Genomic DNA, 12,784 nt, shown 5'->3' with positions numbered 1-12,784 from the left:
GGCGCCTTTTTCTCATGCTTGAAGGACGGCTGCGATCATGACCGTGACAATCGAGAAGGGCGGGCCGCTCGCGGTGCCGCTCGAAGACCTGAAGCAGTATCTGGGCATCAGCCTTAGCGACGATGATGCTGCGCTCACCGATCTACTGCGCGCGGCGAGCGAGGCGGCCGAGCAGTATCTCGGCCAGATGCTGATCGAGAGAGCTGTGACCGAAGTGCGCAGCGCCAGCGGGGCATGGGGCCGGCTGACGATGGCACCGGTCACTGCGATCAGCGGCGTTGAGGGGCTGCCGGTGGATGGCGCGGCATTCGTCCTGCCGGTTACGGCCTATGCCATTGATATCGATGCGCAGGGGGCGGGATGGGTGCGCATCCTCAATCCGGGATCGGCCGGACGGGTTCGCGTGACCTATCGTGCCGGGCTTGCCCTTGCCACCGCCGAGGTGCCCGATGCGCTTCAGCACGCCGTCGTTCGGCTGGCGGGCGAGTGGTATGCGCGACGCGACGGGCTGGAGGGAGACCTGCCGGCATCGGTTGTCTCCCTATTGCGGCCCTGGCGACGGGTGCACCTCGCATGAGCGGCGAGATGGCAGTGAGGGGGGCGGTCGTCGCCGCACTTCGCAACGATGCGGACCTGATGGCGCTGGTCAATCTCGTGAGCAATGGCGAGCCGATCAAGGCAAGCCCGCCCTGGCTTCTGGTCGGCGAGATGATGTCGACCGGCTGGGGCGCACGGGATGTGGCGGGGCTGACGCTCCGCTTGCCTATCCAGCTGGTCGTCCGTGGCGATGATCTGGCGCGGGTGACCGCCGTGCTGGCGCGCGTGGATGCCGTGCTCGCGGGGATCGACGGCGATCTGGGCGACTGGCGGATCACCAGCTTGCGGTTCGAGAGATCACGCGTCCTGCGCAGCCGCACCGAGTGGCGAGCGAGCACCGACTATGCCGTGCGGGCGGCGCGGCTGAACTGAAGCCCGCATCTCGACTTCGCTCGGTGCGAGCGGGGACGCGGATACAGAAAGGATCAAGGCGATGGCAGTGGAGAAGGGCAGCGCGTTTCTGCTCAAGATTGGCAATGGCAGCACGCCGGTAAGCTATGCGACGGTGGCGGGCCTGCGCGCGACGCAGCTTTCCGTCAATGGCGAGGCGGTGAATGTCACCTCCAAGGATTCCGGTGGCTGGCGCGACCTTCTGCCGGGCGCGGGGGTGCGCTCCGTGAGTGTGTCAGGCTCTGGCATCTTTACCGGATCGGCGGCGGAAACGCGCCTGCGCAATCATGCGCTGGCGGGCGCCATCGCCGATTATGAACTGAGCTTCGAGAGTGGCGAGAAGCTGCGTGGGCGGTTTCTGGTCACGCGGCTGGACTATGCCGGCGACTATAATGGCGAGCGCACCTATACGCTCGCGCTGGAAAGCTCAGGCGCCGTGAGCGCACTATGAGCGGGGCGGTCGCGAATGAGGCGCGCGGGGAAGCCGCGCTCATGGTCGGCGAGCACTGCCTGACAGTGCGCCCGACCTTTGCGGCGTTGGTCGCTGCCGAGCGCGAGACCGGGCCGTTGCTCGCACTGGTCGAGCGCGCGGCGGACGGGCGGCTCGGCCTCGCCGAGATGGAAGCTCTGTTGTGGCACTGCCTTGCGGATCGACCCGAGGCGATGGCCCGAGCCGATCTGGGCGACGCGCTGATCGCGCAAGGGGTGGGCGTGGCCTTGCCGGCGCTGCGGGCAATCATGCGGCAGGTCGTGGCTGGCGGGGCATGACGTCGGCCTGCTTTGCGGAGATCGCGCGCACGCTGGTCGGGCAGGCCGGGCTGCTGCTCGGCTGGCGCCCCGACGAGTTCTGGCGCGCGACGCCGGCCGAGCTGGCCGACGCCCTGGCGGTGTTGCGCGATCTGGCCGGGCCTCAGGTCACGCCGTTCGACCGATCTGCACTGGCCAAAATGATGGAAAGGCATCCCGATGGATGAGGATATGCAAAGCCTGTTCGCGCCGATGGGCAGCGACATGGCCCGCTTGCGCGAAGATGCGAGCGGTCTGCGCGACGAGCTGGATTTACTGAGCACAGGCGCGGAACGAGCGAGCCGCACCATCGAGGCGGGGCTGCTGCGGGCGGTCCGCACGGGGCGGATCGGCTTTGAAGATCTCGGCAAGATCGCGCTGTCCGTCATGGACCAGATTGCCCGTGCGGCGGTTCGTAACGGCCTGGAGGCGATCCTCGGCGGCGGAGGCTCTTCCGGGCTTTTGGGGTTGGGAACGAGCCTCCTCGCCGGTGCACTTGGGTTACCCGGCCGGGCGACGGGCGGCCCGGTGGCGCCGGGGCGGGCCTATCTCGTCGGCGAGCGCGGGCCGGAAGTGTTCGTCCCGACGAACAGCGGCCAGATTGTGCCCGGCGTCGGTGGCCAGGGCGGACGAGACGTGCGCGTGTCGATCACCGTCAATGGCAGCGGGCAGGACGCGCCGCGGGCGCTGGCGCGCAGTGCGCGTCAGGTGGCGCGGGCGGTGCGTGGGGCGCTCGGGGATTAGGCCTTTTTCGCGTCCATGACTGTGTCTCGACTTGAGCCGAGAGGCTGAAGTTTACCCTGAGCGCCCGCCTGCGGGCGGTCGAAGGGCTCGACACAAACGGGCGGGGGCGGGTGGGATCGCCCGCCGAAATGGCTGCTCTCGATATCAACAAAGGATAACCCCGATGGCCTACTGGCTGGCGACCGAGAGGCGCAATCAGGAGAGCGGCGTGGTCAAGCGCTTCTCGCCACCTTTCTGGACCGTCAATTTCCCACGGCCGATGACGGCCTCCGTCGTGACGGTCGGGGATGATGGATTGCGCGTCGATGCGGTGTTCCATGGCTCGGGCGACCTTGCCGGGCTGATCTGGGAATCGGCTGATGTATGGGACCATCCGCTGCTCCGTTATGAGACGCGACGGGATTATCGTGGCTGCACCTTGCGGTTCCGCTGGCGGAGTGCTGGGGTCAAGCCGCTCGATGCCATTCAGGGCCCGACCTTGACGCTTGAGGGGCGGGACGCGGCCGGCAATGCGCGGGCCTGGTATGTGCGGCTCTGGAACTATGCGGAAGGCAGTCCGGAGGATGCGGTCGTCACCCTCGACTTCGACGCGTTGGTCGGTGGCTTTGCCTTACCGGCCGATGCGGACCCGGTGGATGCACGGGATATCGACCGCCTGTTCATCTCCATCGTCCAGACCGATTATGATGAGGGAGAGACGACCTTTCCTGACGCCCGCGAAGGCCGGGTGGAGGTCAGCGAGATGGTTTGCGAGGGGGCAGGATCGGTCATCGCCATGGGCGATCCGATGCTGCCGGAGCATGGGCTGTCCATCGCCAGCGGCTATGATGATGCGTACAATCAGACGCCCGAGCGCTTGCTGCGGCAGGTGCTGGCGCTCGGCTATCGCGGCGCGATCAATCATTATGTCGGGATGAGCCACTATATGCGGCTCGCCCCTGACGGCAGCGCTTTTCGCGTCACGCTGGCGGGCGGTGCGCTGGCGACGCCGTGCCGGCGCTGGCACGAGGACTTCGCGGCGCGCTGCAAGGCGCTGGGGTTCGGGCTGATCCTGTCGCTCTCTTATGAGTTGTTCGATGCTTATTGCCCAGCTGAGTGGAAGCAGCGGGCGTGGGACGGAGCGCCCGCGCTGACGGGGTGGACTCCGCCCTCCGCCCTGCTTTCGCCAGCCAATGCCGCGGCTAATGACTATTTGCGTGCGGTGGCGCGGGCCTTTGCGGGCATCGCGCGGGATGCCGGGCTAGCGGTGCGTTTCCAGATCGGCGAGCCCTGGTGGTGGGTGATGTCGGATGGGCGACCCTGCCTGTACGACGATGCTGCGCGCGCCGCGTTCGGGAGTGCCGCCGTGGAAATTCCGACGGTTCGCGATACTCTCGACAGCGGGCAGATGGCTTTGTTGGATGCGGCTGGCGCTCGGCTGGCCACTTCGACGGCGGGCGTGGCGGAAGCCGTGCGCGCGGAGACGCCGGGCGCCGAGCTTCTTCTGCTTGTCTATCTGCCGAGCGTGCTGGACCCTGAGGCGCCGGAGCTCAAACGCGCGAACGTGCCGACAGGCTGGGCCGCGCCGGCTTTCGACCGGTTGCAGATCGAAGATTATGACTGGGTGACCGAGGGCCGAACCGCCCGCTCAGCCGCAGGGCGCGCCGCGATGGACGCGCGCCTCGGCTATCCGCCAGACGCCCAGCACTATTTCGCCGGATTTTTGCCGGCTGGCTCCACCGATGAGTCAATGCAGACCGGTTGGGACCGCATTGCCACAGCGGCAGATGCTGCGCGGGCGCGCGGCCATGCCGCTACCTTTATCTGGGCGCTACCCCAGGTCGCGCGGGACGGCTTTACCTATTTCCAGCTTTCAGGAGATGCGGACGTGCAGCATTTCGACGACCTCGCCTTTCCGCTCGACATTGGCAATCGCGCGCAGGTGGCACCGGCTTTCTCGACACGGATCGTGGAGAGCGTGTCCGGCCATGAGCAGCGCAGCACGCAATGGGCCGACGCGCGGCTGCAGTTTGATGCGGGACCGGGCGTGCGATCCGAGGCGGATATCGCGACGCTCATCGCCTTTTTTCGGGCTCGACGCGGTGCAGCGCGAGGGTTTCGGTTTCGTGATACGTTCGACCATACGTCCGGGCCGTTCGGCGTCGCGCCGGGGCCGTTCGATCAGTGGATCGGAACGGGCGATGGCGTGACGACGAGCTTCCAGTTGCGCAAGAATTACGGGGTGAATGATCCCCAGCAACGACGGATCACGCGGCCCGTCGCAGGGAGCATCAGGGTTGCGGTGGATGGGGTCGAGCGGTTTGCCGGCTGGTCTCATCCGGGCATGGGGGAGATCGCGTTCGATGACCCGCCGCCCGAGGGCGCGGTGGTGACGGCGGGCTTTGTCTTCGAGGTGCCAGTGCGCTTTGCCGAAGACCGGCTGGATATCGACCGAGAGACGTTTGCGGCGGGCATTGTCCCGTCCGTCCCCCTGATGGAGGTGCGTGAGTGAGCGCTGCGGCGATCCTGAGCAAGCCGCTTTGCGCGCTCGCTTTTTGCTGGCGGTTGGAGCGGCGGGATGGCGTGACCATCGGCCTGACCAGCCATGATCGAGGCCTGCGGGCGCACGGCCTGCGTTATGCGGCAGCACCCGGGATCACGCCGAGCGCCATCGTGCAGGGTGGCAACGACCCGGACCTGACGGACTTGCAGGGCGCCATCAGCAGCGCGGCCATCAGTGAGGTCGATCTCGATGCCGGGCGCTGGGACGGCGCGACACTGCTCCTGCATCTCACCGAATGGACCGAACCCGGGGTGCTCTGGCTGGAACTTGCGCGCGGCGAACTGGGAAGCATCGAGCGGCGCGGCGGCGCTTATTCGGTGAGCCTGCGGTCCACGCTTGCTTCGGCGCTCGAGCGACCGGTCGCGCCGGTGACCAGCGCCACCTGCCGGGCGACGCTGGGGGATGCGGATTGCCGGATCGATTTGCGACGGCATCAGCAGATCGTCGCGGTTGGTGCCGTGGCGGATGACCGCGTTGCGTGCGGTGGCCTGCTGGCTGGGGTGTATCCCTTCGGCTCGTTGCGCTGGCTGGAGGGGCCCAATTGCGGCCTCCTGCAGACCATTGTCGATCAGGAGGCGGGGGGCGTTTTCTTGGCGGAACCGCCGGTGTTTCCGGTGGCAGCAGGCACGCGCGCGCAGTTGACGCAGGGGTGCGACAAGCGCCTCGCGACTTGTGCGGCGCGGTTCGGCAATGCCGTCAATTTCCGCGGGGAGCCGCATCTGCCCGGCATGGACCTGCTGACGCGCTATCCCGGGAGCTGAGTGATGGACGTTGGCAAACGAATGGCGGCCGAGGCCTTGGCTTTGGTCGGCGTGCCCTTTCGGTTGCACGGGCGCAGCATGGAAACGGGGGTGGATTGTGTCGGCCTGGTTGCGCTTGCGGCGCGGCGGGCCGGAATTCCTGTTCCCACGCTCCCCACCTATAAGCTGAGGGGCATGGGGCAGGCGAGGGCGGTGCGGAACCTCGCGGCATGCGGCCTCTCACCGGTGCCGGAGATGGCCGAGGGCGCCGTGCTGCTGGTCGATAGCGGTCCGATGCAGTTGCATCTGATGATCGTGACGCGGGGCGGTCATGTCCATGCTCATGCCGGACTGGGCAAGGTGGTGCTGATGCCGGGGCCATCGCCCTGGCCGGTGCTGGGCGCGTGGCAATTTCAGGAGTAGCGCATGGCGACATTGGTTCTCACCGCCGTGGGCAGTGCCCTTGGCGGAACGTTCGGCGCTGTGGGCGCGGCGATTGGCGGCGCGGTCGGCGCGCTCGCCGGACGGTCTGTCGATGCCCTGATTTTTCGACCCGGCGGGCGGACGGGGCCCCGGCTGAGCGACCTTCAGGTTCAGACATCCCGCTACGGCGCGGCGATCCCGCGCATCCACGGAACGATCCGTGTCGCGGGCACGGTGATCTGGGCCACGGACCTTCAGGAAAGCACATCGACAAGCGGTGGAGGCAAGGGCAGCCCAAGCGTCACGACCTACAGCTATTCCGCGAGCCTGGCTGTTGCGCTTTCCTCACGGCCTATTCTCGGCATCGGACGCATCTGGGCGGACGGCAATCTGCTTCGTGGCGCGGTCGGGGATTTCAAATCGCCGCTCACGGCATTTCGGCTGTATCTGGGCGGGCCGGACCAGATGGTGGACCCGCTGGTGGCGTCCGCAGTGGGCGTGGCGCAATGCCCTGCTTATCGCGGCTGCGCTTATGTCGTGTTCGAAGGGCTTCAGCTGGCGGACTTCGGCAACCGGATTCCCTCGCTGACGTTCGAAGTGATCGCTGATGCCGAACCAGCGGCCCTGCCGGCGATTGCCTCCGACCTTGCCGGGCGCACCGTCAGTCATGCCGGAGACGGCGATCCAGCCCGCCTGCTGGGCTTCGCGGCGGAAGGGACAGTGGAGGAAGCGATGCGCGACATCGTCTCGCTGCACGACGTGCGATGGACAGAGCGCGAGGGGGCGCTTGCGTTGAACAGCGGGAGGCCGACGGACGATGTCATCGATCCGGCAGCCGCCGTGCGCAGCATAGACGGCGAGAAGCAAGCCGAGCCTCAGCATGTCCGCACACCGATCGAGACGGTGGCTGCCCGGCTGGCGATCCGTCACCATGACCCGGCCCGCGACTATCAGCTTGGCCTGCAGACCGCGTTGCGGGCCGGGCCGGGGATGCGCAGTGAGGAAATCGACCTGCCCGCGGCGATGGGGGCGGATGATGCGCGGCGCCTGGCCGACCGGAAGCTGCGCAATGCGTTGCGACGGCGCCGAAGCGTCAATATCGGCGCTGGTTGGAGCGCGCTGGACCTCGGTCCGGGCGATCTTGTAACCGTTGCGGGCGAACCGGGACAGTGGCTCGTCGAGACGACGGAATGGGATGACATGGCCGTCAGGCTCAGTCTGCAGGCTTTTGAGAGCGGCACGCGGGCCATCGCAGGTGCAGGGGCCTCTGGGGAGCCGGTCCGCCAGCCCGATCTCGTGCAGGGGCCGACCAGTCTGGCGATTGTGGAGTTGCCGGGTGACGGGACTACGATCTCCACGAGCCCCGTGATTGCGGCAGCGGCGTCCGGCTCGAATGCCGGGTGGCGGCGCGCGGCCCTCTTTCGCTATGATCCGGTGCTGGAGATTGCCGAGCCCATTGGCAGCACAGCGCCGCGCGCCGTGATGGGCCGCACTGGTGGCGCGCTGCCTCCGGGCGCGCCGTGGCGGATCGACCTTTCCAGCAGCATTGAGATCATTCTCGACGATCCCGGTGATGTGTTGACCGGGGTGGGGGACGATCTTCTGCTCGGCGGCGCGAACATCTGCCAGATTGGAAAGGAACCGCTGCAATTTGGTCAGGCGGACGTCATCGCGCCGGGGCATTATCGTCTGTCACGGCTCGTTCGCGGGCGCATGGGCACCGAATGGGCCATGGCTGGGCACGACGCGGGCGAACGGTTCGTGCTGCTCGACCGCGAGCGGCTGGCGCCGATCTCGGTCGAGCAAAGCGCGGTTGGAACGACGCTGACTCTGAGGGCAATCGGCAGCGGGGACAGTACGCCCGCGCAGGACAGCCTTTTGATCGACGGCCGCGCACTGATGCCTCTTTCGCCGGTGCACGGGCGGCGCACGACTTTGGCCGGTGGTGATGTTGAGATCAGTTGGGTTCGCAGAAGCCGGCTTGGCTCGGCATGGATCGACGGCGTGGATGCGCCCCTCGGGGAGGAGCGGGAGGCTTATGCGGTCAGTGTCGTCGCAGACGGAGTGACATTGCGGCGATGGGAAACGACGCTCCCGTCCTGTGTCTACGCGGCGAGTGACGTTGCGGCCGATCTCGCGGCCGCGGCCTTGGCTGGCATGCAAATCGAAGTGAGGCAGTTGGGAAGCTGGGGAGCGGGGCGAGCGCTCGTCATTCCCTGGCCCTGACTTATCCGCGTCTCCGCGCGCGATTCCCCACATGAGAAGGATAACGATCAATGGCTCAGACCGATCGATTTGGCTTGCCGCTGCTCTCCGCTGGGCAGGCGCAAAAGGAGCTCACCCATAATGAGGCGTTGTCGCTCATCGACATCGCGATCGGGCGAGTGGTGGAAAGCGCAAGCCTGTCAGCGCCTCCCGCCGCGCCCGATCTGGGTGCGTGCTGGCTCGTTGGGAGTGGCGCAACGGGCGAGTGGGCGGGGTGCGAGCGAATGATTGCGGCGTGGACTGCGGCTGGATGGCGCTTCCTCGCGCCGTTCGAGGGCTTGCATTGCTGGAAGCGGGATACGCAAAGTGGCGTGAGATTCCAGGCCGGCGACTGGCGGGAAGAAGGTCTGCGGACTGACGGTTTCTATGTTGATGGCGAGAAAGTGATTGGCAGCAGGCGGCCTGCAATCGCGAATCCATCCGGGGGCGCGCCCGTCGATTCGCAGGCGAGAGAGGCGATCATTTCAGTGCTTGATACCCTAAGGGCACACGGCCTCATCGCATCGTAACCACGCATAAAGCACAAAGACGTTGTCGGTTCCCAACATGCGGACGCGACAGGCAATATTTCCTGCAGGGCCAACATTAGCTGATCACAATGCGGCATTTAGGCAACATCATGCGATTGTGCGCTTGAAACCTTTGCGGCGCACTCCTAAAAACGTCGAGCAGCATTTTACGATCAACCTGAAAGGGGAATGATATGCGGAAGCTTGGCCTCGCCATAGCGCTCGCTTCGACCGCGATGGCATCACCATCGCTCGCCAAGGACGGCGCCTGGTATCTGGGCGGCGACGTTGGCGCGATCATCGTCGAGGACTCTGACACCACGTATGACGCCGGCACCGTTGCCGGTGTGGCAGCGACCACTGGCGTCACGGCCAACACCCCGCACAAGGTCGGTTACGACGCCGCGGGTTATGTGGGTTACGACTTCGGCGCGTTCCGCCTGGAAGCCGAATATTCGCACAAGAAGGCGATGAACAAGAACACCACCTACTCGAACCTGACGACGGCTCTGCCCGGCGGCCAGGCTCGCGTGGACAGCATCATGCTGAACGGTATGCTCGACTTCGGTCCCGATGATGGCCTGCAGGGCTTCGTCGGCGGCGGCGTCGGCGTTGCGCGGTCCAAGATCTCGCTGCCCGACACGCGCGATTCCGACACGGGCTTCGCCTGGCAGGCAATCGCTGGCGTCCGTTATCCGGTGAGCAACAACGTCGATCTGTCGCTGAAGTATCGCTTCTTCAACCACAGCAACATCGACCTGATCAACACCGCCGGCACGCCGCTGGAAACTGAGGTTCGCAGCCACAGCATCCTGGCTGGCCTGGTGTTCAACTTCGGTGGTGAAGAGCCGGCTCCGCCGCCGCCTCCCCCGCCGCCCCCGCCGCCGCCTCCCCCGCCGCCTCCGCCTCCGCCGCCTCCGCCGGTTGCGCAGTGCCAGCCGGGGCCGTACATCGTGTTCTTCGAGTGGGATAGCGCCGACATCACGCCGGATGCTGCCTCGATCCTCGACAACGCGGTTTCGGCTTATGCGAACTGCGGTAGTGCGCAGGTCATGCTCGCTGGTCACGCTGACCGTTCGGGCTCGCCGCGCTACAACATGGGCCTTTCCGAGCGGCGTAACGCTTCGGTCCGTGGCTACCTCACCTCGCGTGGCATCTCCGACGGCGTCATCTCGACGCAGGCCTTCGGTGAGACGCGTCCGCGTGTCGACACGGCCGACGGTGTGCGTGAACTCCAGAACCGTCGCGTGGAAATCACCTACGGTCCGGGTTCGGGCAACTAAGAACTTTCCGCTTCGGCGGGACGAACAAGGAAGGGGCCGGCTTATCCGGCCCCTTTTTTTGTGTGAAAGAGCGTCGGGCTGTCACCTTGCGTCTATGGGCGCGCATCGAGAGCGGGCGATACAGCAGGCATGATAAGCCTCGCAGACCGGTTTCACTTGAAATCTAAGGGCATAGCCCGATATTGTGCGCTGATAGTCCGGCGCTGTTGCCGGAAAGAGGAGATGATAAAATGGCGAATTGGCCAGATCCCCGGTCGTCCGCTACGGGCTACGGTGGTGCTTCCACGCATGCGAGCGAGGTTGCTTATGACGCAGGCCTGCGCTCCTACATGCTCTCGATCTACAATTACATGGCCAGCGGCGTGCTGGTCACGGGTATCGTTGCGCTGTTGTTTGCAAGCTCCGGCTTCGCGGCTCAGGTGCTGGTGACCCCGCTGCGCTGGGTAATCATGCTGGCCCCGATGGCCTTCGTGATGGTGCTGAGCTTCGGCATCAACAAGCTGCAGACGAGCACTGCGCAAGCACTGTATTGGGCATTTGCCGTCGTCATGGGCCTCTCCATGTCGTCGATCTTCCTGGTGTTCACGGGTGTCTCGATTGCGCAGACATTTTTCGCCACGGCAGCGGCTTTCGTGGGCCTGAGCCTGTACGGCTATACGACTAAGAAGGACCTCTCCGGTTTCGGCACGTTCCTGATCATGGGCGTGGTCGGTATTCTCGTCGCCATGGTCATCAATATCTTCGTGCAGTCGACGGCGCTTCAGCTGGTCATCAGCATCCTTGGTGTCCTGATCTTTGCCGGCCTGACTGCCTATGATACGCAGCGCCTTAAGAGCCTGTATTTCCAGGTTGCCGGGTCCGACATGATGGGCAAGGCCGTCATCATGGGCGCGCTGAGCCTGTATCTGGACTTCGTGAACATGTTTACGTTCCTGCTGCAGTTCCTCGGCAATCGCGACTGATCTCGCCGGGTTCTTTTCTTGTACAAGAAGGGCTGGGAGACATCCTCCCGGCCCTTTTTCTTATTAGGCCAGCCCGAGTGAGTGCACCGGAACTGAGTCTGGACTAAGCTTTGCCCGACTGCGCCTGCGCGATAAGCGCATTGTCGATTTCCTTCGCGCGCACATAGGCGGGTCGGCTCTCAAGGCGCGCGACATAGTCCGAGAAAATCGGCCGGGAAGGGATGGTGCCGAACTGCAGCCCCCAGACGATATGCGATCCGACATAAACATCGGCTGCCGTGAACATCTCTCCGCAAATAAACGTCTTCCCCCGGAGCGCGCTTTCCAAGGTGTCGATTGTCTGCTCGAAGCTGCCATAGCCCAAAGTCCTTTCCCGACCAGGCTCAGCGACGAAACCCAGTGCACGGTTCGTCACAGCCGCCTCTAGCGGTCCCGCCGCAAAGAACATCCAGCGATAATAATCGGCACGATCGGGCAGGGGTGGGGCCAGCGCTGCTTCGGGAAAGCGATCCGCCAGCCAGGCGCAAATCGCGGCGCATTCTGTGACGACCGCTCCTTCGTACACCACGGCGGGCACCTTTCCCATCGGATTGATGGCCAGATAGGCCGGGCCTTTCATCTCGGTCTGGTAGTCGAGCAGGTGGGTTTCGTACGGGACGCCGACTTCTTCCAGCATCCAGCGGACAATTTGCCCACGCGACATCGGGTTGGTGTAGAATTGAATTTGGCTCATGATCGTCTCCCCAGTGACTGGAACGTATCATGAACGAAATTTAGGGTTTCGTCAAAGCCCTGCCTCACGAGCGAAGCGTCCTTCGCTCAGAAAATGCTTTATCTGGGCATGAGCTGCCGGGTGATAGGGTAGCAGCATATGGGAGAGCGGGAGGATGATGTGGTCCGTCGCGTTCTTCAATCTGGTCGAGGCCACGCTGACCTTGCCGTCGCTCGGCCCGGGCAGAAGGCGTGACGCGCCATAGCGCATCATCGGGCGGTCGCCGGCGATGATGCCTAGCGGATAATCAATGTCACCCAGCATTGCAGTGATCTCTGCGGGGCGCTGCGTGACCAGAGCCGGGGCGGCCCTGCCGAGGATCGGACGCAGCAGAGCATAACGGTGCAATGTGTCGGCTATTTCGCTGCCAGCATTAGGGGTTCCCAACATGACGACCCGGCCCAGCCGTGCCGGGCGCCGCGCTTTGATGAGCGCGCGGGCGACCAGTCCGCCCATGGAATGGCAGACGATGTGGAGAGGCTGATCCGGGCTGCCCGCTGTATCGATCTCTTCCAAGCGTGGGCCGAGTAGTTTGCAGATGCCATCGAGGTCCAGCCGCCAACTGTCGTAACTCAGATCGACGGGCTGATAGCCGGTGCTGCGAAGCACGGCAGCGAGGGGCCGGTTCATCACCGCAAATCCAGCAAAGCCATGAATAAGGACGACAGTTGGCTGCACGGTGGGTTTCAACGCCTGATCATGCCTGAGCGATCCCAGCCATTCTCATGGTGATGCGGATATCCTGAAAACAAGCCGGCCCCGAGCAACTGC

The 12,784-nt window shown here is 65.1% G+C and carries 15 protein-coding genes; 13 read left to right on the top strand and 2 right to left on the bottom strand.

All coding sequences use genetic code 11. The features are described 5' to 3' along the window. Positions 1–37 precede the first annotated feature (37 nt). The 13 genes from M2337_RS16180 (at position 38) to M2337_RS16120 (ending at position 11,241) form a co-directional block, all read left to right on the top strand. Positions 38–577 (top strand): head-tail connector protein, encoded by a 540-nt coding sequence (locus M2337_RS16180; RefSeq protein WP_264571065.1) that lies wholly within the window; start codon positions 38–40, stop codon positions 575–577. Between the two features lie 8 nt (positions 578–585). Next, the gene (locus M2337_RS16175) at positions 586–969 is read left to right on the top strand and encodes a DUF3168 domain-containing protein (protein WP_264571064.1); all 384 of its coding nucleotides are present in this window, start codon (positions 586–588) and stop codon (positions 967–969) included. 61 nt (positions 970–1,030) lie between these two features. Further along, positions 1,031–1,438, top strand: coding sequence for a phage major tail protein, TP901-1 family (locus tag M2337_RS16170; protein WP_264571063.1), 408 nt, complete (start codon positions 1,031–1,033; stop codon positions 1,436–1,438). Then, positions 1,435–1,755, top strand: coding sequence for a gene transfer agent family protein (locus tag M2337_RS16165; RefSeq protein ID WP_181560367.1), 321 nt, complete (start codon positions 1,435–1,437; stop codon positions 1,753–1,755). Before M2337_RS16170 ends, M2337_RS16165 begins: the two co-directional genes overlap by 4 nt. After that, a complete protein-coding gene (locus tag M2337_RS16160) occupies positions 1,752–1,961 on the top strand; it encodes a phage tail assembly chaperone (protein WP_264571062.1) in 210 nt (69 codons plus the stop codon). The genes M2337_RS16165 and M2337_RS16160 overlap by 4 nt, the downstream gene beginning before the upstream one ends. Continuing rightward, positions 1,954–2,517 (top strand): tail tape measure protein, encoded by a 564-nt coding sequence (locus M2337_RS16155; RefSeq protein ID WP_264571061.1) that lies wholly within the window; start codon positions 1,954–1,956, stop codon positions 2,515–2,517. The genes M2337_RS16160 and M2337_RS16155 overlap by 8 nt, the downstream gene beginning before the upstream one ends. A gap of 163 nt (positions 2,518–2,680) precedes the next feature. Beyond that, positions 2,681–5,008, top strand: a complete 2,328-nt coding sequence (locus M2337_RS16150) for a DUF2460 domain-containing protein (RefSeq protein WP_264571060.1) — start codon at positions 2,681–2,683, stop codon at positions 5,006–5,008. Next, the gene (locus M2337_RS16145; protein WP_264571059.1) at positions 5,005–5,820 is read left to right on the top strand and encodes a DUF2163 domain-containing protein; all 816 of its coding nucleotides are present in this window, start codon (positions 5,005–5,007) and stop codon (positions 5,818–5,820) included. The genes M2337_RS16150 and M2337_RS16145 overlap by 4 nt, the downstream gene beginning before the upstream one ends. Before the next feature lie 3 nt (positions 5,821–5,823). Then, complete coding sequence (locus M2337_RS16140; RefSeq protein ID WP_264571058.1) at positions 5,824–6,222, top strand: peptidoglycan endopeptidase; 399 nt, start codon at positions 5,824–5,826, stop codon at positions 6,220–6,222. Between the two features lie 3 nt (positions 6,223–6,225). Continuing rightward, complete coding sequence (locus M2337_RS16135) at positions 6,226–8,448, top strand: phage tail protein (protein WP_264571057.1); 2,223 nt, start codon at positions 6,226–6,228, stop codon at positions 8,446–8,448. 50 nt (positions 8,449–8,498) lie between these two features. Further along, a complete protein-coding gene (locus tag M2337_RS16130; protein ID WP_264571056.1) occupies positions 8,499–8,996 on the top strand; it encodes a DUF2793 domain-containing protein in 498 nt (165 codons plus the stop codon). Between the two features lie 194 nt (positions 8,997–9,190). Beyond that, positions 9,191–10,279 (top strand): OmpA family protein, encoded by a 1,089-nt coding sequence (locus tag M2337_RS16125; RefSeq protein ID WP_264571055.1) that lies wholly within the window; start codon positions 9,191–9,193, stop codon positions 10,277–10,279. A 230-nt stretch (positions 10,280–10,509) separates the two neighbouring features. Then, complete coding sequence (locus tag M2337_RS16120; protein WP_264571054.1) at positions 10,510–11,241, top strand: Bax inhibitor-1/YccA family protein; 732 nt, start codon at positions 10,510–10,512, stop codon at positions 11,239–11,241. Positions 11,242–11,344: 103 nt separating this feature from the next. Here M2337_RS16120 and M2337_RS16115 read toward each other — a convergent pair whose 3' ends face one another. Further along, complete coding sequence (locus tag M2337_RS16115) at positions 11,345–11,974, bottom strand: glutathione S-transferase family protein (protein ID WP_264571053.1); 630 nt, start codon at positions 11,972–11,974, stop codon at positions 11,345–11,347. Between the two features lie 51 nt (positions 11,975–12,025). Beyond that, a complete protein-coding gene (locus tag M2337_RS16110) occupies positions 12,026–12,643 on the bottom strand; it encodes a lipase family alpha/beta hydrolase (RefSeq protein WP_413716207.1) in 618 nt (205 codons plus the stop codon). Positions 12,644–12,784 lie beyond the last annotated feature (141 nt).

Source organism: Sphingobium sp. B2D3A (assembly GCF_025961795.1).
GTDB lineage: Bacteria > Pseudomonadota > Alphaproteobacteria > Sphingomonadales > Sphingomonadaceae > Sphingobium.
The sequence above is the reverse complement of the archived record's forward strand: the minus strand, read 5'-3'. Positions and strand labels throughout refer to the sequence as shown.

What these genes read in the sequence shown, in the direction of transcription:
- M2337_RS16180 (WP_264571065.1), top strand. Translation starts at nt 38, where the DNA reads ATGACCGTGACAATCGAGAAGGGCGGGCCGCTCGCGGTGCCGCTCGAA.
- M2337_RS16175 (WP_264571064.1), top strand. Translation starts at nt 586, where the DNA reads ATGGCAGTGAGGGGGGCGGTCGTCGCCGCACTTCGCAACGATGCGGAC.
- M2337_RS16170 (WP_264571063.1), top strand. Translation starts at nt 1,031, where the DNA reads ATGGCAGTGGAGAAGGGCAGCGCGTTTCTGCTCAAGATTGGCAATGGC.
- M2337_RS16165 (WP_181560367.1), top strand. Translation starts at nt 1,435, where the DNA reads ATGAGCGGGGCGGTCGCGAATGAGGCGCGCGGGGAAGCCGCGCTCATG.
- M2337_RS16160 (WP_264571062.1), top strand. Translation starts at nt 1,752, where the DNA reads ATGACGTCGGCCTGCTTTGCGGAGATCGCGCGCACGCTGGTCGGGCAG.
- M2337_RS16155 (WP_264571061.1), top strand. Translation starts at nt 1,954, where the DNA reads ATGGATGAGGATATGCAAAGCCTGTTCGCGCCGATGGGCAGCGACATG.
- M2337_RS16150 (WP_264571060.1), top strand. Translation starts at nt 2,681, where the DNA reads ATGGCCTACTGGCTGGCGACCGAGAGGCGCAATCAGGAGAGCGGCGTG.
- M2337_RS16140 (WP_264571058.1), top strand. Translation starts at nt 5,824, where the DNA reads ATGGACGTTGGCAAACGAATGGCGGCCGAGGCCTTGGCTTTGGTCGGC.
- M2337_RS16135 (WP_264571057.1), top strand. Translation starts at nt 6,226, where the DNA reads ATGGCGACATTGGTTCTCACCGCCGTGGGCAGTGCCCTTGGCGGAACG.
- M2337_RS16130 (WP_264571056.1), top strand. Translation starts at nt 8,499, where the DNA reads ATGGCTCAGACCGATCGATTTGGCTTGCCGCTGCTCTCCGCTGGGCAG.
- M2337_RS16125 (WP_264571055.1), top strand. Translation starts at nt 9,191, where the DNA reads ATGCGGAAGCTTGGCCTCGCCATAGCGCTCGCTTCGACCGCGATGGCA.
- M2337_RS16120 (WP_264571054.1), top strand. Translation starts at nt 10,510, where the DNA reads ATGGCGAATTGGCCAGATCCCCGGTCGTCCGCTACGGGCTACGGTGGT.
- M2337_RS16115 (WP_264571053.1), bottom strand. Translation starts at nt 11,974, where the DNA reads ATGAGCCAAATTCAATTCTACACCAACCCGATGTCGCGTGGGCAAATT.
- M2337_RS16110 (WP_413716207.1), bottom strand. Translation starts at nt 12,643, where the DNA reads ATGAACCGGCCCCTCGCTGCCGTGCTTCGCAGCACCGGCTATCAGCCC.